Raw genomic sequence first — 26,572 nt, 5'->3', positions numbered from 1 at the left:
GATTATCATTAAGAAAACTGGAAGGAATGAAAGAATGAAAAAAATCCTATTCACACTGACAGCAGCTGCTAGCCTTTTATTATTAGCTGCTTGTACAGGTTCAAGTACCACCGATCCCTCATCAAGCAATTCGGCAGAAAGCACGTCGACCTCAGAATCCGTTGACTTGAATGCCCTGGAATTGCCGCAATTATCAACGGATGTGCAAGAGAATGAAGCTTTAGTTGAAATGGTGACGGAGGAAGGCTCGATCAAAATCAAACTTTTCCCAGAGATTGCACCCAAAGCAGTCGAAAACTTTTTGACCCATGCCAAAGATGGTTATTATGACGGCTTGACTTTCCATCGTGTCGTAGAAGAGTTTATGATCCAAGGGGGCGACCCTAATGGTGATGGCACTGGCGGAGAAAGCATATGGGGCGAAGGATTCGGCGAAGAATACTCGAACCAGCTTTATCACTTGCGAGGCGCATTGGCAATGGCAAAATCAAGTGCGCCAAACAGCCAAGGCAGTCAATTCTACATCGTTCAAAATGATCAAGACGTATCCGACGGTCTAGCGATCCAACACTATCCTGAAAAAATCATCGAAGCCTACAAAAATGGTGGAACACCACAATTGGACGGTAGCTATACCGTTTTTGGTCAAGTGATCGAAGGCATGGATGTCGTAGATAAAATTGCGCAAGCAGAAACCCAAGACTCTGGCAATGGTGAGAATTCTCAACCGGTTGAGCCAGTGAAGATCGAAACGATCAAGGTCTTACAAGAAGCCAAAGAATAAATAAAAAAACCGCTGAAGTCTCCGATACTCGGGAATTTCAGCGGTTTTCTTTTACTTTTGGTCGCCAACTATTTAATATTATTTTTCTATCTTTCCCTATTTACTTATTGTTTCAAATTCCCGTTAAATCAAGAATTTACAACATGATTTACACCTAAAGAGGTTTTCAAAGTTTTCTCACTATTCTTGTCTTTCATTTAGCAATCACCAAAACAATCACCAGAAATTTAATTCCGTGTTCGCTTTACCACAAGAACAAACGTTCGTATAATTTCCTTGAGGGGGGGACAAAATATGAGCGTTCTAAAACCATATGAAGACAGAAAAAAATTGAAGTGGATAGGATTCTTTTTTGTCAGAGCATACAGCCGACATCGCAAGAATAGATAAAGAGTTGAAGTACACCTGCCCTGCTAAGCCGGAAATGGCAGAAGAAGAAATAAATGAATTCTTACAAGCAGCAATCACAAAAAGTAAGAAGCTAGCTATACAGCTCAACTATACTGTCGATGACAAATTCATGCCTGTTGTTACAGGAACACTGAAAGGTTACGATGATATAGGAATTTATTTAGACGACACTCTTGTCCATTATGATGAAATTCGAAATGTTGACTATTATAATGATGTAAAATGGTTTGAAGTATGAATCTTATTACTCAATATGAGCAAGGGTACCTATCTCTTTATTAGTTTATAAATGAATTTTCCCGGACTCAATTTCTGAAGCACAGGAAGCTTTATACGGCTCAAAATGTGTCGATTTCTATGTTGCTGTCACTTTAGGTAAAACGGATTGCTGCTATTATATACAACACTATGGAGGCGATTGTTATGAAATAGATGAAAGACTATGTATCGAAGATGCGAGTGTTGAAGATGAGCAAGATCCCTTTGGTGCGGTTTTCGCTTGATAGAGTGAACTGTTTGATTGCTTCGCATAGTTTGAACTTTTTAGCCGATGTGCATGAAGGAATGCAGATCTTGGTAGCTGGTGAATATAATAGTAGGAAACAATTTGTTGTTAGGAAGTATTCGGTGATTGGCAAAACGAGGATTATGATTGAATTTGAAAATATCAATGTTCGCTAAGCGTATTACTTTGCCTATTCAGTAAATTACTATATGATTATTATGATGACGGAACATAGTTCCACTTGCACGGCATATGAGAATATGCTGTGCTATTTTTTTGCAAAAAAACAACCACTCCCGGGGAGGAGTGGCACAATTAGATAAAAAAGTTTTTTATAAGGTAAATTAAGTATATGAGTTATTTACAAGTTGTTCAAACTTTTTGCTCAAAAATAGCCACTCAGAAAAAAATTGGCTCCGCACAAAAAACTAAAGATGTTTGCCTATATTACCGCTATGAATACTATTCTAAAATCTTTCTCAAAGTAATTCAAGCAATTTACTTTTTCAGGCAAAATTATCCAAGCTTTATTTATATCTATTTGAATTTTTTAGTGCTACAATCAAAAACGAGCAATGGCCAAAAGAAGACTTCCCCAAGCCGCTTTTGCCATTGCTCTAAGTGTTACTGAGAGACCATACTTAAATGTTAGGTTAATTATTATAATATTTCAATTAAGTTGCTCTCACAAAGATATTCTATAGTTTAATTTATATAGAATAATAATAAGAGTACTAGGCCTTGTCTCTAAATTCCCCAATTTAAGCCTAGTACTCTACATTAGTGCATATGCACCATTAATATGATATTCGATTAAAATACTTATTGCAACAGAGAAAGATCTGCCTTATTAAACATAAAGTAAGTCCCAAATGAGAATGAGGAAAATTAAATTGCTTGGTATGAGTCCAAATTGTGACTCTATACTAATTTAAACTGAATCTATTTATGACGGTTTACTAATCAATAATATCTATTAAATAGTAATTCATGATAAAATATAAAAATCGAAGAGTAGCAGGCACACTTCCCCAAGCATTGCCGCCTAATACTCTTCGTAGAGTATTGCACGCATCTCCTAATCTAAAGTATAAACTCTGTTAATGCAAGTAAAACGAATATGATTTATATATAAGCCTGTCATAGCGGGCTATTTATTTACACTAAAGACAGTTGTTCAACGATCATTGCAACTATCTATATTGAAAGCCCTCTCCGAGATCATTCATAAATAACAAAGCAACATAAGACAATCTCAAGTAATCTAAACAATTGATTAAAGTACGCAAAAAGCCCATTCTAATTAAAGAACGGGCTTTTATAAAGAAGTAAAAATGAAACAAAGTTTTAACTGATACGGGTATCTTAATGCTACACCCCGGATCCTTTTTGTGCAAATAAAATGCCCACTTCTTGGGGAGAAGCGGGCAAATAGAACTTTGAAAAAGATATTTTATAGGATAATTTAATCTTGTATCGGGTACTGATACTTGTCAATAAATTGTATCTAAAAAAGAAACCTAGATCGATATTCTGAACAATCGTGTCTAATAGTGCTGATTGATTATAAAATAGAAAAGAAGAGTACCATGCACACTTCCCAAGCCTCTCCGCCTAATACTCTTCTTTTTATGCACGTTACATAATTATGGTATGCTAAAGGGAATGTTATCACAAACAATACGTCCTATCTTAAGTATCTCTTATAAAAAAACGATTTGTATCTTTGGGATTAACAAAATTTTATCTCTGATCTAATGTGAGCAAGATGATATTTTGTCCGGTCCAACACTATTAATATTTCTCAATCGTAATTGCTAGGTAAGCAGGTTTTCTTGCCCAATCGATAGTTTGGTGTATAATTACATTGATGACGGAATATAGTTCCACCTGCGCGGCGTATGAGAATATGCTGTGCTTTTTTTCGCAAAAAAATAACCACTCCCGGAGAGGAGTGGCATTGTAAAGAAGGTTAAAAATGAAAAAGTGTTAGCTAAGGGTAGTTTAAGGTTACTTTTTATTCGAATTTTGTGCAAATAAAAAGCCCTCTCCATGTAGTGAAGTGGGCATGCTCTAAAGAAGTTTTAGATACATTCATTTGTGTACAAATCACAACCAATAACAATAGTAGTAGTAATCTCTCTCCTGCACGACTCTATTAAAGATAGTTTTTATCGTTAAGAAAATACCATATTTTTTAAATTATACACCAAAACAAAAGTTATTGAAAATCGATTAATTCGTATAGATAAGAATTAATCGATTCGACTTACAGACAACTTAAACATTACAATGTAACCGTAACCAAATATTAAGGAGGTTTTCATATGTTGTCAAAGAAATCTGTTTTAACTGCTGCCTGTTTCACGCTTATTAGTTCCGTTGTATTTTTGGCCTTTCCGAAAGAGTCACATGCTCATGGATATGTAAGTACGCCAATCAGTCGAGGATATCAAGGTCAATTACACAATAGGGAATGGGGTTGGAATGCTGCGCATCAAGTTTATGGAAACGTAATTTCAAATCCGCAATCTTTAGAGTATAGAAAAGGTTTCCCAGAAGCTGGTCCTCGAGATGGAAGAATTGCATCTGCAGAAGGTGGATTAGGTCAGATTAACGATTTCGTTCTGGATAATCAGGATGCAGATCGTTGGACAAAGCAATCAGTTAAAACTGGCAACTTGGATTTGAAGTGGACCTATACTGCTTTGCATCGTACAACTAAATGGCACTACTATATTACAAAACCTGGTTGGAATCCAAATGAACCCCTGAATCGTGCATCATTTGAAAAAATAGCAGAAGTATCACACGACGGTACATTGCCTGTAGTTGGTGATACGCACAGTATAACAATACCTGAAGATCGAATTGGATATCATGTAATCTTAGCAGTTTGGGATATCGCTGATACTCAAAATGCATTCTATAATGTGATTGATGCGAATATTACACCTGGTTTAGGTATCTAAGTTATTTAAGACAGAATAATCTAATCTATTCTTTTCATATGAAAAATCGAAAGAACCTCTTGCTCGAATCTGAGTAAGAGGTTCTTTTACTTCATAATTGAAATCCCATATTTAAATAAGCTAGTATTTAAGATCTAAGTAAAGTAGATTGTACTTACTCAACAACAGATATCGTATTAAAATTTTTTTCTAATACTCTCATACTTCTTCCAAACTTATCCTCTGCTTCATCAATTTGAGAATAACCCCATTTTTCATAAAGACCAACGTGTTGCGTTACAATATAAACATCTTGAAATCCCTCTGTTATCAATTGTTGTTCGGCAATCTCAACTAACTCTTTACTTATTCCCTTCCCTCTAAAAGTTGGATCAACATATACAATTGCTATATATGGGCTATATGCTAAATCAACAATATCTTTAAGAACAAACGAACAAAAACCAACAATCTGATCATTATTTTCTGATATAACAAGTCCTTCCCATTCTTTAAAGTCATAATTTTTCATCTTTTTTGCTAAATACTTAGCAGCTTTCCAATCAGCCTTGTTTATTTCTGCAGCTACTGACAACCATTTAGAGTCTTTTTTTTTCAGCACATAATAACTCATAGCGGTCCTCCCTCTCTGAAAACACTGATCCTTATTATACCTCAAAAATTTAAGTGAAAATTCGTTTAATTGATAAATAGTGACTGATACTTACAAAACCGAAAGAGGTTTGTTAGCTTATTAAATTTCAAAACACTTGTTTTCCATATATTCTTTAAGAATACTAAAGGAGGTTTTATCTATGACATATTCAGAGAAAAAAAATTGCTGGCTTTCTTCAATACTACTAATTCCCTACGGATTGGGTTTTTACCTGTCATTGATGCAAATAGCAGGTTTTTTCGTCACAAATAAAGGTATAGCTGACCCCACAATACCTGGTTTTAATTTAATTAACTCACTTTCTATTACTATTTCAAATTTTCTTCCTTTAACAACGGATTTACTATATTTGGGTATCATAATAGTAACAATCTTAGCGTCACTCATCACACCACTTTACCTTTTCACAAAAAATATTTATCGTCACTTTTCAGGTTGGCTTTTTGTCCTAAATCTGATTATTTCAGCACCTACGTTACTATTAATATTTATTGGTGTTGCTATGAATATATAATTCTGAGAGAAAAATTTAACTAGATTAGAAGTACTCGGAAAATCATTATTTCTTTTGTTAAAATAAATTAGGGTGCTTACATTTTTTATAAAGTTTATTTGTATTTTAAAAAGTATCCGTTGATCCTATAGCTTATCGTAAATTTACATCATATAAATAAAATTTAGATCTGTCATATCAATTGAACCTATAAAATGATAAAATAAAAAAGAAGAGTATTAGGCACACTTCCCCAAGCTTCTCCGCCAAATACTCTTCTTTTTGCACATGCTACATAGTGATGGTATGTTAAAAATAATGTTATCGCAAACAATAGGTCTTATCTAAATTCGATTGGTATTTTCTGGAATAACACAAAATATCTCTCATTTTCTATTAAAGCAAAAGTTCTATTCTCAAAATACGTTTGAACAATGCAATTCAATGATGTCAAAATCTATAGCTAATATTTGAAAGTCTTATCCTATTGAAGTTGAAGAGAAATACAAACCATACCTTGCAGACATGCTTATCATTAATAAAAATTCACAAGAAAAAAAACTGCATCTTTCGTTTAAATAAGCCCCGGTTCGCCTACATGAGCGGGGCTTATTTAAGTACTCTCTGGATTTCACAAAACAGTTACTCTTTAGATTTTGACTCTTCCTCTTTTTTGTTATCTTTATTAGGCACTTGTTTCTTCTCCTGATGTATTAAAGAATCCATAATATTGTTTAATGTTGCATCTTTGATTTTCACATTTGCAGCTTTTAATTCCTGACTTATTGATTGTTTTACAAATTCTTGATCAGCTAATTGCTTTTCAATTGCAATTTTCTTTAACTCGTCAGAATATTTTTCAATATCATCTCCTTTTTCCTGATTCTGAATCATTTTAACTATATAGTAGCTCGTTTGTTTTGTCATGAGATTCTTCACCGGAATAATATCAGAAATATCTTTGTTATTTAGTTTGAAGCTCGCTTCTTTCACTTCTTCTGGTACAGATGATGTATGTGAATGAAATGTCACTTTCCCATCATTGGAATTTGATTTTTGATCTATTGATTTTTCCTTCACCAACTTCGAGAAATCTTCTCCCTCATCTAAAGATTGCTTTGCTTTTTTTGCATCCTCTTCATTTTTAAATTTAATTTGCTGCACTTTTACTTCTGGATGGAAGGTCTCCCATATTTTTTGTATTTTCTCTTGATTTACTTCTACATTGGTTTCAAGCCCCTTTTTAAAGGCTAGTTGTTGCTTTATCTTCCGCTTCAATTCTGCTTCCGTATCGCCAGACTTAGCTAATTGAGAATTAAATGATTTACCAGCTTGCTCTTTGATTTTATTAAACTCTTTCTCAATATCCTTCTCAGTTATTTCCTCTCCATACTTATTCTCATAGACTCGTTTAATTACCATCTGCTGAATAGCTGAATCAGCACCTTTAATTTTTTTTAATTGATCATTAATGTCTTTTTGTGTTATCGTACCACCTTTAAAACTTACTGCAGTTTCTTTTTCATCACTCTTAGAGCATGCAGAAAACAAAAGCAATCCTACTGACATAGCTACAAATAAAAGCTTTTTTCTCATCTTACCGATCCTCCATTTTTATGAATGTTTGATAATCAAATACGTATTTTCACTTAAAGAAGTCCTGGTTCTCCTGTTTGAACCGGGACTTCTTTAACCATTATCTATAATTGATAGACAAATTTATTCTTGCGTTTTCCGATTATTTGTTTCCTTTGACTTTGATTCATCTCTTTGTTCATTATTTTTATTAGGTTCTTGTTTCTTAGGCGATTGTTTCTTAGGTGTCTGTTTTTTAGGCGTTTGTTTTTTGGGTGTCTGTTTTCTTTGAGCCGGTTTCTTCGACGATTGCTCGGTACTGGATTTGTTTTTTTGCTTTTGCTCGATTTGTGGTGATTTTTCTGGGTTTTTTTTTGAAGCTCCAGGACCACATGCTGCTAAACCAATGACTGCCAATGCCGCTGTTAATACCAAAAAAACTTTTTTCATAAAATCCACTTCCAATCTATTTTTTTGTGTCCTAGACACACTTTTAATTTAAACGATAGGAAGGAATATTTTTATTTCATTTCTTTAATTATCATTTAAGTTAAGCTTACATTAACGAAAGGTAACAATTGTTCGAAAATTAAGTTTGAATAAACAAAGTCTTTACCACATTTAAAAACAATCGTTCTTAATAAAATATTCTTTTATTACACAAATATGGTCCCAATATGATTTTTTTGCTTATAAATAATTATTCAACTCTATTTTATATAAAATCTTCTTTCATATATTTGAAGTATTTAAACAGTTTACTCCGATTAATTGGATGCTGAAATTAGCTAAATACTCGCTTTCTGACTTAATAAAATGTAAAATTAAACAAAATATAAAGGAGGTGTTTATTATGTTAGTTATATTAAAAAGAAATTTTAAGAGTCACGCAATTCTCAGAGCTATTATCTATATAATTTTTGGGATAGCTATTACAATTAATCCAGCTGGTTTCTTCAATTTTATTGGGTATGTACTTGCTGGTTACTTAACTTTGATCGGCCTAATTAATATTCTAGAAGATTTTAAATCGAGAAAAGAATCTGGACACTGGGGATTAGGACTATTCAGTGGAATATTTTTACTTGTATTAGCCCTTGTCGTCCTTCTATTTGCCACTACCATTGCATCTATTCTCCCGATCCTATTAGGTTTATCTATCATTTCTAATGGGGCCTTTCAATTAGTACTGGGTCTTAATACTAAATCTATGGTTTGGATTATTTATAGTGTAATTTTAGTTATAGGTGGTGCATTTTTGCTATTTAATCCATTCGCAAGTTTGTTGATTCTTCTACAAGTATTTGGCTATACATTAATTGCAATGGGAATTCTAGAAGTCATTGGATACTTTATGTTTCGATCTCAATTAAAACAATAGGTCATCATCAATCAGTTCGAGTTTTAAGCCTAAGTATATTTTTATTTGCACAGCGTTCGAAATTACGCTGTGCTTTTTTTAAAAGAAACAATATTAAACAAAAAAAGAGTGGATTTCTCCACTCGATAAACTTTTTTTTCGATTGATAAATATAGCAATTACTATTTTTCAATTAAGAACCCCACTTGTTTTCATCCCAATCAACTATTATTATTTCCAAAATTTTTAAAACCTCTTCGCATGAAGGATCATATTCGACTTTTTTTTTTACAATAATAAGGTCTTTCTTCAAGAAACATTTGTTTCCAAATTTCTTCTGACCTTAAGTTAGAATTTACAGTGAATCTATAAGAATTACCAACTTGAACTAAATCTGTTTCAGTTTCTGTGACCTCAATCCGACCACTTAACTTACTATACGCTCCGTCAATTATCTTTCCCTTTAACGAGAAAATACGATCTTCAGTAAAAGTTCTTTTTAGAGAAGATTTCTTTATCTTGCTAATCAAAGAAGATTACATCTTTTTGTTCTGATTTTTCACTACTTGAAATCTCAATAGAATTAACTTTTTGACCATCAATCTGCTTAGAAATTCTAGTAAATTCAGGAACAAGTTTTAATGCTTGTTCAGGGATTCCGGGATATACATTTATAGTTAGATTATCACCTGTATTTCGATCAACATAAACATTAACGCCTTGTTCTGAAGCCGTTTGATTTACGCTCACTTCCTTCCCCTCCCTCTTTGCCGATAATTTTGCTTTTAAAAAATCATACGAGGCTTTGACAGTATTCCAGATTACTTCTTTATTTTCTACAACTACAGGAACCAAAGGAATAATCACACTACTATATATTATTTTACACTCAGACAAAAATGACCCTTCACTTACATCCATTAGTCTTATTGTAAAATCTTCATTATCCTCATACGAAAATTTACTTTTTCCAACCAGACTCAAATAAACCTTTTTCGAAGCACTCTCAAATGAACTTAATGTAGCTAAGACCTCACTTAGATTATACCCTTCTGCTTTGTTCATTTGCTGTCCGGATATCCTAATTTGAATATCTTCAATATACTTTACAGGTAATTCTTCTGATACTACTTTTTCATTATATTTTGCCATAAAATAATACTTACTTTTCAATTATATCTGCTAATTAAATTAAAACAAAAGGAAGCCTCGAAAACAAGCGTTTTCTAAGACTTCCTAAAGCAGATATAATCTCTTGAGGATTATGTGCTAATTATAGCAAACATCAGTTTGTATTTCAATAAAGAGATTTATGTGCTCTCTCTTTGCTTGATAAGATAGTTTTTACAAAAAACTCTGCCCCCAATGACAGGACAGAGCTTGGCCAAATATGTAGGTTATTACCGTAACCTACATTTGAATACTAAAGCAATCTCTCGAATTACTAAAGAGGATTAAATAATTCTTATAATTTTCAATCCAAATGAAGCAATTTTAGAAGTTTGAATCGATACTTACAAAAACGAAAGAATTTTGTTAGCTTATCAAATTTCAAAACACTTGTTATCTGTATATTCTTTAATTCATCTTGAGGAGGTTTTATCTATGACAAATTCAGAGAAACACTTTTACTGGTTTTATCCTATTCTACTAATCTTCTATGGAATAGGATTCTATTTATCATTAATGCAAATAATGGGCATTTTCATTTTAAACCAAGGAATAGCGGATCCTACAATACCAGGTTTTGATTTTATTAATCAATTTTCTATTAATCTTTCAAAATTCCTTCCTTTAATGACAGAATCATTGTACTTTGGAATCGTAATAACAATTATTTTAGCTTCTCTCAGCATACCGCTTTATTGTTTTATCAAAAATATTGAACGACACTTTTCAAGTTGGCTTCTAGCTCTAAATCTTATCGTTTCTGCTCCTACATTGTTACTAATATTTATTGGTATAGCAACAAACATGTAAATATAAAAATAGCCTAAAGATATTTCTTTGAAACTTAAGTATCCATCTGTTAAAATCAATTAAAAAGCAGGTGTGATTATGGAAAAATTTACAGGAAAGTTAATAAGAATCAGTGTGATAAACATGTATCCTGCCCTTGTAAAATTTACTTTAGAATCGCCGGACCTAATGCTCAATTGTTTAACACTAAACCCAAATATCATTGAAAATATCCTAATGATTGGAGAAAATAAATATATTGCTACTGTCAGTGGGAATTTCAACAGTCGTAATCAACTTATTGTCACTCAATTTCAAACTTTTAATCCAGATGATACAATCAAGGAACTTGGTATATGAAAATTGTATAGACTAAAAATAAAAGCCTTACAAAATCGTTAGCATACATTTTCCCCACAACATGATATTCTGATCTACTATTCACAACTAAAATTAAGGAGGGAATATCATGAATGGAAAATTTAAATCAATCGTTTTAATTAGCGTTTCGTCACTACTCTTCGGCTTAGTTTGCCCAGGGATCAATGCATTGGCTGATGAGGAACGAAATGGGCAAGTTACATTGTGGGACATTGAGGAAGAGAACGAAGTTCAGTATGATAATAAAGGAACATCAGCTACAGTTGAAGTAACAAAAAACAAGCTCATCATAAATGGCGTACCATATAACGAATCAAAGTTAATTAATTTACTAAACACTGCTTATGAGACATCCCCCACAAGTAGCAGTAATCGTCAGGCCCGTTTTGCTGCAGCAGCTGGAGTCTATTTGATTCCTGGTGTGGGCGAAGTTGCACTGGCCGCTACTGGGGCCATCATCCTTGGCGGGGTAACAATTGGTGCTGGTCACTGGGCATATAAGACCATTAAAAATTATTTCTCCAATAAAGGAAGTGGTCCAGTTGGCAAACCCAATCTAAAAAAACAGGGACGCGAGTTGAATAATAAAGCTAGAAATAATAAAAATTTCAAATCAAGATCAAATAAGAATCCAAATAGGCCTATGAAAAAACATACACCTAGTAAAAAACACAATGGGGGAAAATAGTGATAAAATTATCTGTAAGACCTACAGTCAATAAGCTAATAGCAAAAAAAATAACCAACTATATTGATTGGCTTTCAAAAAATTACGATTTTCCGTTGCCAGTAGATATAAATATTACAGGGGCTAAATTTGTATATAATAGCATAACTGTTGAAAAAGTACTTGGAACTTTCTATGCACCTTTTGATAAAGAAAAAAGATCAAGAATAAAAATTTCAACAGGCGACTTTGCTCAATTGATGAAGTTACATGGAAAAGAAGACGCTATCTTCTATATACTGGAAACTATCTCCCATGAGGTTCAACACTATTATCAATGGGTTGATGATTTAGATTTTGACGAGGAAGATGCCAAGTATGGGGCAACAGAGTTAACCGCAGAGTATATGGAAAGTCTAACATCTGTGTGATTGATGTTTTGTATCTAAGATCTTTTCGTTAAAGTAAGCCAAAAAATCCCGCATACTCGATTCTGAGCATGCGGGATTTACTATGTACCTTATAGGACTCGAACTTACGACCGGACGGTTATGAGCCGTCTGCTCTAACCAGCTGAGCTAAAGTTACAAAAAAACCATTCCGTGGGGCGGAATGGTTAAAAGAAAAATAAACAAGTTATTTTTACTAAGGTAAGTTCAATTTAACACAAATCACAAAAGATTCAATAGCAATATTTATTTACACTCGCCCTACTTAATAAGGCGGGAATTTTTGTTATTAAAACGGTGAGCGACCAGCATTTAGATCACGCTGAATTGCCATGACTAACTGACTTTGCGGTGCACTGATAAATCCATCTGCAGTTGTGCCTTTGGCACGCTGCATCGCAGTAATTGTTTGTGGACCGCATAACCCATCTTGCTTAATCCCAAGACGTCTTTGTGTGTCTCGGATGAGGTTGGATCCTTTCAACGAGTTATCGAAAATAGCCGCATGAATATTTTGATTCTGAGTCTGTCGCCATTGGTGACTGATACGTCCATCTTGAATCTGCATCTTAGTTACTTCTTGCCAACGTCTCGCCGTCAAAGGTCCAAGGGATCCATCTACTGCAAGCTGTTTCGGTTGGGTTGGTGTTGGCGTAGGGCTAGGAGTTGGCTGTGGTGTTGGTGTTGCTACTGTAGATCCACCATCATTGCTTGATCCTCCGCTAGAAGTGGAATAGCCCATCGCTTTCAAGGTTGCATTTACCGCATCGTCCATTTTTTCGCTTAGAATATCCATGTCCCGCTTGCTATCAATAAAGCCCCACTCAATCAGCACTGCGGTACCCACAGAAACGCGGATCACGTAAAAAGACGTGGTAGCTTTTGCTCCTCGGTTTGCCCATCCTGTTGCTTTACAAACCTCATCGCAAATCGCCTGCGCTAGTTTCCGAGCAGTTTCGTTTCCTGCGAAGTACCAAACTTCAAAACCATTCGCTTGGCCATTGAATGCATTCAAATGGTGACTGACATGAAAGCTAATACCTACACGATTCATTTTTGCAACAATATTTACTAGATTCGCATTTGCAGTAGTTCCGGCATCATCAGTACAATCAACTGCCCTCGTTTCTTTGATAAATTTTTCGTGGATCGTTTGGGCCACTTCGTGCTCTCTTAATCCGTTGCCGGCAGCCCCTGGTGTGCGAGCATTATGACCACGGTGTGAGGTTGAGTTATTGTATTTTGTCATTTCTTATTCCTCCATCCCTACATAATAAAAATCATCGATTTTTTCAGTTGGATCATCCGTCTTTTCACGTTGTTTGATCTCGAACTTAAATGAAACTAGTTTATTTTCTTTGGTGAAAGGCGCAATTAATTGATAAATGGTGCCGCCGATATGGTGCATAGTGTGTGCCGCATCTTCTACCGGATCTACTTCCTTCACAATTTCTGGTGTTGCTACTAACTCAAAATCTTTGATAAACTGCTCTTTGTTTCTCATAATTCTTCCCTCCTAATTTTTCGTATAGAAAAAGATCAGCCCTTCGACTGATCTTGATTCTCATAGATTGTGTTTTCTGTTTCTGATTGACCATCGCCATAATCTGGTGGATCATCACTGTGAATCAAGTGATCTCCCTGAATCACAAATTGATGCCCTAATACTGCAGCACCAGTCACTAGAACTGCTTGCACGAGATGTTCGGCCGTGTATCCTCCCAGAAAAAGTGGAGTAAATACGAAACTAATCCCTAACAACAAAAAAGGAATCCACTCAGTGCGAGTAATTCCTAAGTGTTTGATGAAATAGCCCATGATCCACAAAATAATGATCATTACTAGCCCCTCATCCATAATAAAATCTGTTATACTCATTTCTTTCCTCCTACTTAATTTTATCGTTGATCTTGTCCAATAATAATTTGATGTGATCCATGTCACCAAGAGACTTCGTTAATCGTTCGATCGTATCCTGATACCGTTTCTCACGTGAATTATTTTGATACATCACCCAAACAAGTAAGCCAGAAAAAAGCAGTCCCATGATTGTTTGTTCTGGATGCTCTGCAATGCTTTTAATCAATACATCCATAAGTCACCTACCTATCCGTCAATTCCTAAAATAGTATTTGCCTGTTCCTCTGTGATCGCACCAAGTGCCAGAAACTGATTGACATCCTCTTCTGTCATCCAGCCACGATTGTACCAATCTTGAATCGTCTCAAAATTAAGCATGTTCTTGCCCTCCTTGAGTCAATTCTCTTACTTGCTGTGACAGTTGAAGGTTTTGTAACGTCAGCTGTACAACTTGTCTGCCCAATGTATCAGTTGTTTCTTGTAACTCCTCAACCTCTTCTGGTGTTGCAGCACTTACCACATTCCAACCTTGGCGATTAAAATCAAAACCAATAACCACCACGTGCGGATCAATTGGTGGTGCGACTTCCGTATAGGGATGGAACACTTTTCTATCTTCCGGCGTATATAGCGCTCGCAGATCTTGTAAGTCCCTTGTATCATAAATTGCTTTGTGTTCTTCCATTTGTATCATCCTCCTACTTGTTTTAACAGATTTAACTGTTCTCTTTCTGTTCGTCATAAAAAACTTTATACTTTTTTTATCAGTTATTGCATGCTGAAATTTTGAAAGTGGGGGTTACTTATGGCGGCAGTCGATACTAAAGATATATTGGATTTAGTTAACAAAAAGATAGTTGATATCCAACATCCTACGTTTGATAAGTCCTTGAATGCAATCTGGGACCAGATTGGAATCTTGTTCCCAGATAGAACATGGACCGACTATGAGGCAGATGCACTATCTAACGCTATCTTGTTACAATCAAAAGCTACATCTCTCGCTACCATAGAAATCATGATAGAGATTTTTATAGAACTAGGTTTCTTGGAAATGGAGAAAGAGAGTAAATAACGTTGTTTTTAACGGTAAATGTTTTTTAACTCTGTTTCTTTAGCCTGGATTGGTTTTCCTTTCCAGGCTTTTTCATTTTCAATCTTGTCTAATTCACTTCAATCATCCTTTCTTTTCTAATTCGTTGACGCGTTGGGCTAATTGATTAAACATATCAATAGTTGGGCTCGACATCTGATCGATTCTTTTTGATACATAGAGATCTGACAGACGAAATTCAACCGTATACTCCACTTTTGCATAACGCACTCGTATCGTGTTCTGACTTGTAGTTTGACGATCCGGTCCTCTTAAATACACAACAGCTTTCCCTAAACTAGCGTTCGTTGTTTCATTCCCTCGCTTAATAACAAGTTCTACAGGAAAAGAGAGCGCTTCTGGCGTTGTCGCCTCATGAGTGGCCATTTCTTCCCAAGAAGTACTTGTATTTGCCGGCGGTCTTCTATAGCCGATAATCGGGTGAGCGGTCGTCGAATTGATAAAAGCATAGGCCGTGAACTGGATTTTTGTGACTACTCGTTGAATGATCTGCAGCTCTTCTTCTCTCGTTTGTGGCGAGAAAAAAGCAAACAACTCCGGAAATCGTCGCTTCATATCTTCTAAAATATCCCATGCAAATAAGACATACATACGCCCATTAGATGTAGTGCTGCTGATAGCAGAAACTGATTCATCATCACGTGCAATTGCATTGTATTGGGCTTGCGTGATTTCTGTTCCTGCAACCGAAGAACTCGGTACTGATGTAGTCAGATTCCCCGAGGCTCTATGAAGATTTTCAACAAAGCTTCCTCTGATTTTGCCAGTATAATCAATTGACGGGTTCCGAATCAGAGGCTCGCCAAACATAAATTTACCTACTGTTTGATCCACACTTTCTTCAGTAACAAAATCAGCATCATCCAGCCGTTTCTCAATATCACTTAACCGTTCTTCGACAGTTGTTCGTATCTCTGCTTCGATTTCTTTTGCCAGTGCCTCGATATCAAATGCAGCGAGGCCCGATTCAATTTGATTGATTCGGTTCTCAAACTCGGTTAAATCACGATCGATTCCCGCTGCTTGTTCTAGAACGAGGTTTCGTAGGTCCTCGAATCGCTTCACATAAAACTGCGCCATTTCTTCCAGATCTTGATCAATCCAAGATTCTTGGAACTCCGTACTAAATGCTGGATAGTCCAATGATTGACCGTTGGAAAATTCGACAAAGACATAAATAATCACTGAGCCAGAGTACGCATAGATGTCATTTGGCAACATCACATTCACTTTTCCGGCGGTAGGATCTTCAATTACGATTGATTCATCAGCACTTTCAAAAATGACTGACTGACCTGCAGTCACGAAATCAAAACCCAGAATGACATTGGCTTCTGATAGGTCCAACGGCTCTCCTTTAAACTGAAAGTTGATCGTCTTTTTTGCAACACGCTGATCATAACTGAAAAACTCTGTGTTAGTTGGTACTGGAGAAGAACGTTTTTCCGCCGTTTTGTTTAACGTGATCTCACTGGTTACGTAGAGATTTTCCATCGTTCGTCCCCCTTCAAGCTTTGTCTTCTAACGCCCACAGTTCTTTCAAAAATTCTTGAATTCCTTCACGGCAAGTTTTTTTGTTCTTTTGGTACAATTCTGGATCTTGGATACTGATACTAGGTGAGGTTGAAACGTCTTGATCTCCATCAATCGATGCAGAGAGGTAGACAACCATCTTTTCGTCGATCATGACCTGTCCTGTAAATGTGCTACTTGTATTAGTCTTTAACATCTTGATTCTCCTCCTTTTCAAATTCATCCATTAGTCGATCGTAAATGTCAGCTTCTTTTCCTGAAATCACACCATTGTAATCGGCAAGCACTTCTCCAAACTTCTCGAAATTTCTAGCGTATAGCCCACTCTTGATCACGATTTCTTCATCTAGAAGAACATTCATTTCTTGGTAGAACTGATTGCGATTTTCCGGTTTAACTTCATAGCCAGTTTTTTCTTCATTGACAATCAATTGTCCCTCATCATCTTTCCTTCCGTAGAGATCATACAATTCCAACTCTGACTCCTGCAGTCCTTGAACGGCTTCCATCAGAGCTTTTTTAAACTTCGAACGATGGCGACTATCCGCAGCTTTAAGTTCCATATTTTGGATAAATAAAAGAGCAGCCCCTAATTCATAATTCTTTAGTGTGATTTTCATGCGATTTTCTCCATTTCTCGTTCTAATTTTTGAATACGCTTTTCTTGTTTTTCAACGATGGCGATTAACTCTTGATTTGTCTTCGTATTAAGATTCACTTGCTTGTTCAAGTCGATAGACAAATAATGGTTTTCTCCATCAACTTTTGCTTGTAAGAAAGGCACCTCTTGAGCAATCATGCCAAATTGACGTTCAGTAGATGGGGGATTTTCCTTGTCTATCGGACGATAGTTCCGTTTCCAGTCAAAATCAACCATACGAATCCGCTTCGTTTCTTTGATTCCTTCAACAGAGGTTTGTTCGATATTTTCTTTCAATCGAATATCTGACTGATTGGTGATGCTCCAATTATTCATATTTATGTTGGCATGCATTTGAATTGCTGCAGTATTCCCTCGAATCTCCATCAAAGGTATTCGCTGCTCGCTAGATCCTGTTGAGCTAGTGATCCTCCCCAATACAAGGCTATAAGCATTTCTTGCAAAATATGCAACACAGGTTCGTCCGCTAATGCTACTACGTTCAAAACCGCCAATTGCTGTGCTTTGCCCTGTATAAAATTCAAGTCGCGTACCGGTCATTTCCATAAATCGAACAGTCGAACTTTGCCAAAATGCCAACGAAGTAGGAGTCAATCTAAGGCTATTTCCCATTGAGTTGAACCCAACTTGAATGGCATTCGTAGCTAACTTATCCGCAGAAACAGCACGTGCTGCAATCGTAGTAGCGGTGACTGCGCCTGCTGCAAGTTTAGCTGTCGTAACAGCCCCACTCGCTATTTTCCCAGCAACAATTGAATTAGCAGTAATATGACGAGCAATAATAGCGTTAGAGGCAATACTGTCTCCAACGATCGTCTGCGCACGAATTTCATTTGCAGTGATTGTATTCGCTGCAATCTGCGCTGCTGTAATAGTGTTAGCAGAAATTTTTGCTGCAGTAACAGCTTCAGCATCCAACGTCACTGTTGTCACAGCATTTGAAGCGATTTTCACTGCAGTGATCGCTCCGGAAGAGATTTCTGTTGCTGTAATTGTTCCAGCAAAGATGTGACTTCCTCGAATCGTATCCGCCGCAATCTGAGTTCCTGTGATCGTTCCTGCTGCGATTTCCGTCGCTGTGATTGTTCGTGCCGCAATCTCATTGGCAGTAACTGCGTTAGTTGCAATATGCCTTGTAATAATCGCATTTGTGGCTATCTCATTAGCCGTAATGGTTTGAGCATTGATTTCTCTTGCTGTGATTGTATTTACCGCCAAATCATTACCAACGATGCTTCCTGCTTGAATTTGAGTAGTTGTGATACTTCCAGCAATTATCGATAACGCTTGGATCGTGTTGGCACGAATTTTGCCGCCATCAATTTCCACCGTATCTTGCCACTGCCAATCCGAAAGGAGATCCTCAACTTCTCGAATATCTGCCATTGCATCATAGATTCGTTTTTGTGCATCAAGGAAGTTTTGTTCCGCTGACTTCAAGCGCTCATCCAATAATGGCAGAGAAACATTATTCAATTCATTCAACGCAAGCTCGTTATCAAGTAATTTCTGCTCAAGTCCCGGTAACTTTACCGTGGTGAGTATGTCCATTTCAACTTCGAGGTCTTTCAGCCGTCCTTCGAGATCCGGCAAAATGTTTTGCTTCAGATCATAAAGTGCCTGATCGTTTTCTGTCAGACGTTCATCTAATTCCGGAAGAATCCGATTGTTTAAATCGTCCAAGATGCCTTCTAGCTCGTCGAGATCTTTGGTATTTGCCGTTTGGCCAAACACTTCCGCACTAAAAGGACCAGCAACATCATGATGGTTGACCGCCCTTACTCGGTAGTACCATTGCAATTTTGTTTCTGTTCCGTGGCTATACGCGTTGACGTTTGTTTTTCCAAGTAAATTACTTGGACCCGGAACGAAGCCTTTTTCTTGCGAACCATAAATCTCGTACTCCCTTACCGTCAGGCCCTGCATATCCCAATGAAGCAGTACTTGACTAAAACCGCCATAGGCGACTAGATTTGTAATCGTGCCAGGTCGAACGTTGGCTATGTTTCCGGGTCCAATCACTGGTGGTCGATTGATCTGTTCCTCACGATCGCGATCCTGTTCTTTTTGGTTGGACCCCAATGTCGCTCTTGGGTCGCCAATCTCAATCGATTCGTACTTATCTAACAGCACGTTCCAAACCGTCTGATTGATCTTTGCATTGACGTTGACACCTAGCTTGTTAAAAGCCACGGTGACTGTGTCATAGAGTTCCAACTGCTCGAGCAGCCGATGTTGTTCTTCACCAGTTGCGCTGTATAGATCCGCAAACTTTACTTTCAGATTCACACGAGGCAACCCGACCTGATTGCTTGAAATGTAATACTGACCAAACTGACGAAGTTCTGCGACTGTTTGAGGGTTTCGACTGCTTAGATCCACCGTCTGCACCCGACGTTCCGGAAACTTGTCGACATGGGAACTATCTAAAATGACTTCTGGAAGAACTAACTCACTTGCCCCCTCTTCATTCGCTCGAGCATATGGCCGAATCGATGTATAAGTGCTCTCGATCGTTTTCTCTTGTACGAGATCCACTAGATTCTTGCCATAAGCAATGACCACTCCAGTCTCCTTGCCACCTTCTCGCATCAAGCGGATTTCGTTGTTATCAAAAATATACCCACCGTTATACTTTTGAAGAATAGAGCCTTCCTTTCCTCCCAAAGCTTCGGCGGCACTTTCGAAATGGCCAACTTCGGAAAAGTCCATGGCAGTGACGGTTGTCAGATCTGTGAATACGTTGAAATCACGTTGAGGAACTAAAAGAGCACGCCACTGATTCAACGCTTCTTGCGCTGAAATAGCGGAGTGCTTCTGTCCTTTATTTAACGCTGTTTTTTCAGTTAAAAGTGAAATATGATCACATTTAATAGAAATAATGCCGTGTTGAGGTTTAGTAATCTTAGTGATTTCAAATCGTTGCCTCTTCGATCGAGTACCCGGTCCTACATCAACTACTACTTTCTTGCCTTCCTTCAACTGAGAAAACAGCTGGCCGTTGATCGGATAGTTGAAGGTAAGATATGGAAATTGATTTCTATGCCTTACAGCCAACACGCTGCTTGCCTCATTCAAAAGACCTAAACCGAGCGTGCTGTAATCGTTATTCGATTCATTGTAAAGAATTGGCACACTCATATCGCTATCGACCTCCATCTTGGTGTAATCATCATTTGTGTGATTTGTGTAGTAAATGAAATAGTATTATTACCTGCTCGCAACTGTGGCACATGATAGCCATCAGATTGCATTAGAATTGCATTGGATATATTGGCTATACCATCCCGATAAGCGGTGCCTAGTTCGCTGTCAATCGTAATCACCCCAGCTCCGGCAGCTCTTAAAATGCGGAACTGCTTTCCATTGATGGTCAAGGTCGCATCAGCCGTGCCGCTATATCTAAATTGGATCACCGGCAATGATTCAATTGGTTCGGGGTTCTCCAAGGTTCGCCCGGACACATGAGCAGTTGCAGTTTGGCCATCTAGTCGAAACATTACTGGCTTGCATCGAAAAGGCAAGGCCACGTCAAAGTGATCACGCCATCGATCGAGAATACGAACTTGCGAGTGAAAGATGCCCTCGTAGAAGTATTCCGGATCCTCAGAAAAAAGAAGCCGACTATATCGCTTGGGTTCCTTCAGCCAGTGAGTGATCTCTCTGACTTGTTGGAAAAGCGACTTGCCTGCTTCTTTTCTAAGTTCCATGGGAAATGTTTTGATGATATCTTTTTCTCGCTCATTGTCATAAATGATTGCGCCTTGTCGACCATCCACCTCGTCAAATCGAAGATCTGATTCAGGAATCGTCAACTCCATCTCATTCAGGAGATAGAGGTTCTTGTCGATCGACTTATGGCCGTTAAATTCAAAATAAGGTTCTCCACTTGTCACTCTAATCTCCTCCTTATTTCATCTGCCGTGTGTTCCGCCAGAAGCTCCGATATTTCAGCAATATCACGATTGTCATTGATTGTGATTTCATCAAAATGAATATCGATATGCGGTGTATTATGGATCGTTTGGTTGGTGGTTTTCGATTCACTCTTAACCGCTGGCAGTGATAACCCAAAACCAGAATTACCAGCAATGGCTACCGATTCAGCTTGGATATTCGGTAAGACAAGTTGCGCACCTAAATCCTCAATGGCATCTAGTGCAAAATGCTTGAATCGTTCAATCCCTTCACCTATTCCGGCAGGGATCCAACGTCCTACATCCATCATCATCACTTTCGATGGTGAATTGATATCTAAGGCGCGCTGCATCGTTTGAGCCACTTGATTGGCAATCGTAGCTGCAGTATTCAATACTTGTGCTTGACCTGCGATTAAGCCATTGTTGAGCCCAATCATGGAGTTTTGTCCGATGTGATAAAACTGATCAGGCAAATGACTCATCTGATCTGGCATGAGTTGAGCACCTTCACGGATTGTGTCGTTCGCCTCTCGCATCCCCTCACGGTAGGCTTGATTTGATTCACGCATAGTGGCTGCGGCAATTCTTGGCATGTTCTGCAAGGTTCGATCAACATCACGATCCATTTTTTCAAATTCCTTGACTACGTCTTCTGCAGCCTTTTTGGACTTTTTAATCATCTCATCTGTCATTTTTGCAATCGATGCCAGGACTTTGGAAGAATTCTGATCAATCCCTTGGGCGATTCCTTCTACCATCGGCTGCCCGATTTGTTTGCCCATCTGATTGGCATTTAATTCCTTATCTAATAAAGACATGAGCTTCTTGGCCAACTGTACGATCGCTCGTTCAGGTGCGCTGCTATTTTGCTCGATCCCTTGGGCAAGACCGGTCGTAATGTTACCCCCATATTCTCGGTAAACACCGGACGGTGAGTTGATATCATTTTCCTTACGGAAAGCTTTGTTTGCCAACTCAGCCATCTGTTTCGTGGCATTTTCAACTTGCGGTGCAGATTGATCTATCCCTCCAGCTGCACCTTCTCCAATATTTACGCCGAATCCTTTAAACGTTTCTGGATCCATTTCTTTTTCAAAGACTTCTCGTGGCACACCTGATAATTCGGCGGCACTTGCCTGAACTGCTTCCTTACTTCGATCGATGCCTTCCACGTATCCTTTACCCGGCGTCTCACCGTGAGCGACAAAAACATCTTGATCGATCACTTCACCAAATAGTTTCTCAGGTGTTTCAGCTAGCTCTTTCGATGCATCTCCTACAGGTTGGATCCCTGCCAAAATGCCGTCTGATGTCCCCTTGGCAAGTGGATCTGTAATTTCTGCGTAATTGGTATTAGCGATCGTTTCTTCAATCACTTGACCCGGAACTTGTGCGATATTCTCTGCTGCTTCTGCAACTTGGGCTTCACCTTCAGCCATTCCTTCTGCAGTTTCTTCAGGAATTTTTTTGCCGACGGAGGTCAAATCTGCTTTATCCAACTCATCCCGAAGAGTACCCACGGATACATTGGCTAACTCTCTTGAAGCGAGTCGCACATCTTCTTCCCCAAGACCATGGGTTTTGGCGAATTGTTTCGGTGCATTTTCACCAATTTTGGCGTATTCCTCTAATAATTTCGACATTTCCTCTTCAGAAGCATTCACCATGTCTGCAGCTAAAGCGCGCATCTCCGGTGTGCCTTCTGCCATCTTCTCAAGCAAACCTGTATCCATACCATCCCCGGCTCTAGCCCACAATTTCTCCATATTGTCGGCGTGTTCGGCTTGATAGGTGAGGTGATCTTTCAGATGTTGCCTAGCCTGCCCCATGCCGTACTCTACTTTTTCAGGGACATCTTTGAAAACATCCTCGTTCTTCTTTTGAAAACTATCTAGCTGACTATTTAACTCGTCGACTACTGCCTTTTGACTGTCACTCAAATTCGCATAAGAAACGATCATCATTTCGTTTGCTTCTGCGGTAGCTTCAGATGTTTCTTGTCTTTTCGCTTGCTCTTCATCCGAAAGTCGGTCTTTTTCGGCATAAATGCCTTCGAGATTCCCCATAGCCTCTGCTTCTTTAGCATCCAATTCTGCTAGGGATTCCTGAACAGCTTTCTTGCCATCGACCCCTGATACAGCAGCATCATATTCAAGCATCGCTCGTTCTTTCGCAACTTCCTTAAGGGTAGTCTCATAATCAGCGGCTTCTTGTGTCAATTGGTTTTGACGTTCCACCAGACTATTGACTTTTTCCATGCCTTTAGAGGCTTCAATGCGTTTTTGAATTTCTTCGGTTGTGGCATTTAAAAGGCCAGATTCTTCATCATAGGCAAGATTCAACCCAGCAACTGAACTATTTAACTCTTCGACGGTATCAGCCATCAATTGCTTTTCAGCAGCTGACTTGCCTTCTATTGCGGTCAATCGCTCTAATTCTGCAGCTAAGTCTTTGTTTCGTTCGGCATTGGAATCAATGACTTTTCCTTGTGCTTCAAATGCTTTTGCGTTGGATTCCGTTGCATCATTTAGGCCATCAAATTCATCACCTAAACCATCAATTTCACTTGCCAATTCTTTGGCTGCTTTTCGATTATCATTCCATTTTTTGGTTAACCACGCTGCCCCACCAGCAAGCAAGGTTAATGTCCCTCCAAGCGGATTCATAACCATTTTTAGCGCCATCTTCGCCGCAGTAAGGGCTCCGGTAGCCAATGTATAAGCTTTGGTTCCAGCTGCCGACCCTGCCATAAGAGCCTTTGTTTTGGCTGTTTCACTTAAATGTGTTTTCTCCGCAACAGTTAATGTTTTAGTCACTGCAGCCGCAGCTGTCTTAGCACCTGTTAAGGTTTTGATTGACGCAATAAAACCACGAGTGTACAATTCTGCTTTCTTGATGACCATATAACCAGCGATTGCTGTGGTTACCCCAATAATCGCTGGTGCCAAGATAACCGATGATTCTTTAAGGTCAATAACCCCGCCTACCATCGTATCGATTGCTGAAACAACTGGCGGAATAACACCTGCTACACCGTTTAACACACCTTCAAAGGTTTTCCCAAATCCTTGGACATTTTCTTTCATGGATCCAAAGCGAGTTTCTCCAAATGCTTCATCAGTAGATTGAATAATGCTTGCGGTTCCCCTTGCAGTGGCGGTGGCCATGTTCGCAAATGAGCCTTTCCACGTATCTCCTGCTTGTTGGGCCATCCCGGTAACAGAAGCGAGTTCGTTACCCCCTTCACGCATCGCATGCTCCACAGCATCGAAAAACTCGTTTGCTCCCATCTCGCCATCGCGCATGGCATCTCTAACTTCGCCGACACTACGACCTGTAGCATCTGCATAGATTTCCCAAGGATCAACGCCACGTCGGACCATCCGATCCATTTGTGACATGTTGACCGTGCCAGTGGCACGCATCTGGATCATCGCATCCATGACGTTATCCATCGCATCGGCGGATCCATCACCATAGAAAGCTACGGCATCTCCCCAAATTTTGTAACTCTCTGTGGATTTTTCAAGATCCTTATTCTGCATAACCAGTCTCTGGACAGTTTGAGCCGCACTATCTAGCATGTAGTTCGTTCCTACTACCGCATCACGAACACCCTCCATCCCTTCAGCCGCTTCTTCTGAGCTTCCAGTCAAGCGTGTCATCGTGTTTTCAAAGTTATTCAAGGTATCGATTCGACCAAAAGCACTGTCCAATGACCCTTTAGCCATAGACAATGCTGCTGTTGCACCTTTCGTGATTAACATTGCGGCACTTAATTGTCCGATCGTTCCGGTTAGTTTTTGCGCCTTCGGTTCTGGAATATGAAAGGCATTGCCTGTTTGATTTCCTACCTGTTCTGCACTATCTCCGAGATCTCCCAGATCCTTTTTCATGATAGCAACTGCATCTGCAATCGATCGTGCGCCATCTTTCCCAGCAGCCTCTAGGTGTCGATACAAGCTATTTCCAGCTGCTGTTGCCGCCAGATTTACTTCTGGCACCATTTTAGCAGAGGATTGTTTGATCGCATCCATTGATGCGGTGGCATGTTTCGAACCGATAATAAACGGCTCGCTGATTGCTCCACCGAGACCTGGCATGGCTATTTCTACTGAACCAACCATATTCGATACAGATTTAGTGATTCCATCTGTGGAGTTGCTTGCATCTTTGGCACCTGATTCGAAGCCTTTGGCTATTGAATTGGATGCTCGAGTCGCATGGGCTTCAACAGCTCCACTCATTTCCCCTGTCGCATTTGAGATCTTGTACGTAGATGCTTCTGAATCTTTCGCAGCGCTTAAGAAAGTTTCACTAATGCTGCGCCCCATAATTGGTGCAGAAGATTCGACAGATGATGCAAGATCTGCGACAGTCTTGGCCACACTATCAGTCGCTTGATTGGCTTCCTTTGATCCTGAATCAAAGTTATCACCGATTGATTTACCTGCTTTGGACGTTGATGATTCAGTCGTCTTACCTAGATCTGAAACCGTCTTTTCCACCGAATCCACCGCTTTATTAGCGGACTTGGCACCTGATTCGGTGTTTGTTCCCATATCAGAACCGACTTTTTTCATCACATCGTCGGCATTTTTACCTAGTCGGGAAAAACCTTGTTCGACTGTGTCGATTTCTTTCGTGACTTGTTTCCCATTGACAATAATGTCGATCGTTACCTTGCCATCACTTCTGCTCATCTTCTTCACCTTCTTTCGGTAGTGCATAGAGTTTCTTCAATTTCCGAAGCTCATCCTTTGCTTCATTGTTCCCTTTTCCTGTTGGCATTTTTTTCGTCCGAATGGATACGATTTGGCGGAATCTTGTTTCATCCGGCAATCCACCAAACAAAGCAATAAACTTCTCCCACCTCATTTTTCCTCGCTGATCAAACAAATCAATTCCGTAAGCTTGGTAAAAGGCTGCGTAGATATTTGGCGCATCATAATCGAAAGAAAAATGCTGGTCCGCGATCTCTTTCATTTTTGGTTTTAATTTTTTGCCTTTCTTGTCGTATCGTGGTTTCGGCTTTTCCCAAATATCAAAAGTCTCCAAGATCGACAAAAAAATCGTATTTTGCGTTTCGATGTCATATAAAAAGGAAACACCCAGCAACAGATTGATGCCTAAAAGTATTTTTTCTGACTCCGATAGAACCGGGTCTTTTAATAAATCGAAAAGGCGAAGTACCGTATCGAAAGAAAGATCGATCGGATAACTTACACCTTCGATTTCCACCGTGTCTTCTAATCGATACTGTAATTTCATTG

28 protein-coding genes and 1 tRNA gene are annotated in these 26,572 nt (G+C 38.5%); 11 read left to right on the top strand and 18 right to left on the bottom strand.

The window, feature by feature from the left end:
- Positions 1-34: 34 nt before the first annotated feature.
- From CXM95_RS08600 to CXM95_RS08580, 4 genes are all read left to right on the top strand, one after another.
- Positions 35-784 (top strand): peptidylprolyl isomerase, encoded by a 750-nt coding sequence (locus tag CXM95_RS08600; RefSeq protein ID WP_008381897.1) that lies wholly within the window; start codon positions 35-37, stop codon positions 782-784.
- A 352-nt stretch (positions 785-1,136) separates the two neighbouring features.
- Positions 1,137-1,433, top strand: a complete 297-nt coding sequence (locus CXM95_RS08595) for a hypothetical protein (RefSeq protein ID WP_233499116.1) — start codon at positions 1,137-1,139, stop codon at positions 1,431-1,433.
- 194 nt (positions 1,434-1,627) lie between these two features.
- On the top strand, positions 1,628-1,876 hold the full coding sequence (locus CXM95_RS18965) for a hypothetical protein (protein WP_101699038.1): 249 nt from the start codon (positions 1,628-1,630) through the stop codon (positions 1,874-1,876).
- Between the two features lie 2,151 nt (positions 1,877-4,027).
- A complete protein-coding gene (locus CXM95_RS08580) occupies positions 4,028-4,672 on the top strand; it encodes a lytic polysaccharide monooxygenase auxiliary activity family 9 protein (RefSeq protein ID WP_101699037.1) in 645 nt (214 codons plus the stop codon).
- Between the two features lie 154 nt (positions 4,673-4,826).
- Here the strand turns inward: CXM95_RS08580 and CXM95_RS08575 are convergent, their stop codons facing one another.
- On the bottom strand, positions 4,827-5,285 hold the full coding sequence (locus CXM95_RS08575) for a GNAT family N-acetyltransferase (RefSeq protein WP_101699036.1): 459 nt from the start codon (positions 5,283-5,285) through the stop codon (positions 4,827-4,829).
- A 181-nt stretch (positions 5,286-5,466) separates the two neighbouring features.
- Here CXM95_RS08575 and CXM95_RS08570 point away from each other — a divergent pair, with 181 nt between their 5' ends.
- Positions 5,467-5,841 carry a hypothetical protein gene (locus CXM95_RS08570; protein WP_101699035.1) on the top strand — a complete coding sequence of 125 codons (375 nt, stop codon included), beginning with the start codon at positions 5,467-5,469 and terminating at the stop codon, positions 5,839-5,841.
- A 621-nt stretch (positions 5,842-6,462) separates the two neighbouring features.
- Here CXM95_RS08570 and CXM95_RS08565 read toward each other — a convergent pair.
- On the bottom strand, positions 6,463-7,416 hold the full coding sequence (locus CXM95_RS08565) for a peptidyl-prolyl cis-trans isomerase (RefSeq protein WP_101699034.1): 954 nt from the start codon (positions 7,414-7,416) through the stop codon (positions 6,463-6,465).
- A 123-nt stretch (positions 7,417-7,539) separates the two neighbouring features.
- Positions 7,540-7,845 carry a hypothetical protein gene (locus CXM95_RS08560; RefSeq protein WP_101699033.1) on the bottom strand — a complete coding sequence of 102 codons (306 nt, stop codon included), beginning with the start codon at positions 7,843-7,845 and terminating at the stop codon, positions 7,540-7,542.
- A 403-nt stretch (positions 7,846-8,248) separates the two neighbouring features.
- Between CXM95_RS08560 and CXM95_RS08555 the strand changes: the two genes are divergently transcribed.
- Complete coding sequence (locus CXM95_RS08555) at positions 8,249-8,776, top strand: DUF308 domain-containing protein (protein WP_101699032.1); 528 nt, start codon at positions 8,249-8,251, stop codon at positions 8,774-8,776.
- A 501-nt stretch (positions 8,777-9,277) separates the two neighbouring features.
- Here CXM95_RS08555 and CXM95_RS08545 read toward each other — a convergent pair.
- On the bottom strand, positions 9,278-9,907 hold the full coding sequence (locus CXM95_RS08545; RefSeq protein ID WP_101699030.1) for a hypothetical protein: 630 nt from the start codon (positions 9,905-9,907) through the stop codon (positions 9,278-9,280).
- Positions 9,908-10,360: 453 nt separating this feature from the next.
- On the opposite strand from CXM95_RS08545, the gene CXM95_RS08540 reads away from it, so the two are divergent.
- The 4 genes from CXM95_RS08540 (at position 10,361) to CXM95_RS08525 (ending at position 12,193) form a co-directional block, all read left to right on the top strand.
- On the top strand, positions 10,361-10,735 hold the full coding sequence (locus CXM95_RS08540) for a hypothetical protein (RefSeq protein ID WP_101699029.1): 375 nt from the start codon (positions 10,361-10,363) through the stop codon (positions 10,733-10,735).
- 78 nt (positions 10,736-10,813) lie between these two features.
- Positions 10,814-11,074: a hypothetical protein gene (locus CXM95_RS08535; protein WP_101699028.1), complete on the top strand. Its 261-nt coding sequence runs from the start codon at positions 10,814-10,816 to the stop codon at positions 11,072-11,074.
- A gap of 109 nt (positions 11,075-11,183) precedes the next feature.
- Positions 11,184-11,783, top strand: a complete 600-nt coding sequence (locus CXM95_RS08530; RefSeq protein WP_101699027.1) for a hypothetical protein — start codon at positions 11,184-11,186, stop codon at positions 11,781-11,783.
- The gene (locus tag CXM95_RS08525) at positions 11,783-12,193 is read left to right on the top strand and encodes a hypothetical protein (protein ID WP_101699026.1); all 411 of its coding nucleotides are present in this window, start codon (positions 11,783-11,785) and stop codon (positions 12,191-12,193) included. The genes CXM95_RS08530 and CXM95_RS08525 overlap by 1 nt, the downstream gene beginning before the upstream one ends.
- Positions 12,194-12,276: 83 nt before the next feature.
- Here the strand turns inward: CXM95_RS08525 and CXM95_RS08520 are convergent.
- From CXM95_RS08520 to CXM95_RS08490, 7 genes are all read right to left on the bottom strand, one after another.
- A tRNA-Ile gene (locus CXM95_RS08520) sits at positions 12,277-12,350 on the bottom strand.
- A 150-nt stretch (positions 12,351-12,500) separates the two neighbouring features.
- Positions 12,501-13,460, bottom strand: a complete 960-nt coding sequence (locus tag CXM95_RS08515; protein WP_101699025.1) for an N-acetylmuramoyl-L-alanine amidase — start codon at positions 13,458-13,460, stop codon at positions 12,501-12,503.
- Between the two features lie 3 nt (positions 13,461-13,463).
- Entirely contained in the window at positions 13,464-13,715 is a 252-nt protein-coding gene (locus tag CXM95_RS08510) for a hypothetical protein (protein WP_101699024.1), read from the bottom strand.
- 35 nt (positions 13,716-13,750) lie between these two features.
- Positions 13,751-14,089, bottom strand: a complete 339-nt coding sequence (locus CXM95_RS08505) for a phage holin family protein (RefSeq protein ID WP_101699023.1) — start codon at positions 14,087-14,089, stop codon at positions 13,751-13,753.
- A 10-nt stretch (positions 14,090-14,099) separates the two neighbouring features.
- Positions 14,100-14,306 carry a hypothetical protein gene (locus tag CXM95_RS08500; protein ID WP_101699022.1) on the bottom strand — a complete coding sequence of 69 codons (207 nt, stop codon included), beginning with the start codon at positions 14,304-14,306 and terminating at the stop codon, positions 14,100-14,102.
- 11 nt (positions 14,307-14,317) lie between these two features.
- A complete protein-coding gene (locus CXM95_RS08495) occupies positions 14,318-14,449 on the bottom strand; it encodes an XkdX family protein (RefSeq protein ID WP_101699021.1) in 132 nt (43 codons plus the stop codon).
- Positions 14,442-14,756, bottom strand: a complete 315-nt coding sequence (locus CXM95_RS08490; protein WP_233499115.1) for a hypothetical protein — start codon at positions 14,754-14,756, stop codon at positions 14,442-14,444. The genes CXM95_RS08495 and CXM95_RS08490 overlap by 8 nt, the downstream gene beginning before the upstream one ends.
- A gap of 120 nt (positions 14,757-14,876) precedes the next feature.
- Here CXM95_RS08490 and CXM95_RS08485 point away from each other — a divergent pair, with 120 nt between their 5' ends.
- Positions 14,877-15,146, top strand: coding sequence for a hypothetical protein (locus tag CXM95_RS08485; protein WP_101699019.1), 270 nt, complete (start codon positions 14,877-14,879; stop codon positions 15,144-15,146).
- 102 nt (positions 15,147-15,248) lie between these two features.
- On the opposite strand, the gene CXM95_RS08480 is transcribed toward CXM95_RS08485, so the two are convergent.
- From CXM95_RS08480 to CXM95_RS08450, 7 genes are read right to left on the bottom strand one after another with little or no spacing between them, the layout of a single operon-like run.
- Positions 15,249-16,679 carry a BppU family phage baseplate upper protein gene (locus CXM95_RS08480; RefSeq protein ID WP_101699018.1) on the bottom strand — a complete coding sequence of 477 codons (1,431 nt, stop codon included), beginning with the start codon at positions 16,677-16,679 and terminating at the stop codon, positions 15,249-15,251.
- A 13-nt stretch (positions 16,680-16,692) separates the two neighbouring features.
- Positions 16,693-16,914: a hypothetical protein gene (locus CXM95_RS08475; protein WP_101699017.1), complete on the bottom strand. Its 222-nt coding sequence runs from the start codon at positions 16,912-16,914 to the stop codon at positions 16,693-16,695.
- Entirely contained in the window at positions 16,901-17,338 is a 438-nt protein-coding gene (locus CXM95_RS08470; RefSeq protein ID WP_101699016.1) for a DUF1617 family protein, read from the bottom strand. The genes CXM95_RS08475 and CXM95_RS08470 overlap by 14 nt, the downstream gene beginning before the upstream one ends.
- Positions 17,335-20,520, bottom strand: coding sequence for a phage tail spike protein (locus CXM95_RS08465; RefSeq protein ID WP_101699015.1), 3,186 nt, complete (start codon positions 20,518-20,520; stop codon positions 17,335-17,337). Before CXM95_RS08465 ends, CXM95_RS08470 begins: the two co-directional genes overlap by 4 nt.
- Positions 20,517-21,275, bottom strand: coding sequence for a phage tail protein (locus tag CXM95_RS08460; RefSeq protein WP_101699014.1), 759 nt, complete (start codon positions 21,273-21,275; stop codon positions 20,517-20,519). The genes CXM95_RS08465 and CXM95_RS08460 overlap by 4 nt, the downstream gene beginning before the upstream one ends.
- A complete protein-coding gene (locus tag CXM95_RS08455) occupies positions 21,272-26,002 on the bottom strand; it encodes a tape measure protein (protein WP_101699013.1) in 4,731 nt (1,576 codons plus the stop codon). The genes CXM95_RS08460 and CXM95_RS08455 overlap by 4 nt, the downstream gene beginning before the upstream one ends.
- A complete protein-coding gene (locus CXM95_RS08450; RefSeq protein WP_101699012.1) occupies positions 25,989-26,570 on the bottom strand; it encodes a Gp15 family bacteriophage protein in 582 nt (193 codons plus the stop codon). The genes CXM95_RS08455 and CXM95_RS08450 overlap by 14 nt, the downstream gene beginning before the upstream one ends.
- Positions 26,571-26,572 lie beyond the last annotated feature (2 nt).

It is taken from the genome of Enterococcus sp. CR-Ec1 (assembly GCF_002850555.1).
Lineage (GTDB): Bacteria > Bacillota > Bacilli > Lactobacillales > Enterococcaceae > Enterococcus_D > Enterococcus_D entomosocium.
Note: the sequence above shows the minus strand (reverse complement) of the source record. Positions and strands in the feature narration are given on the sequence as shown.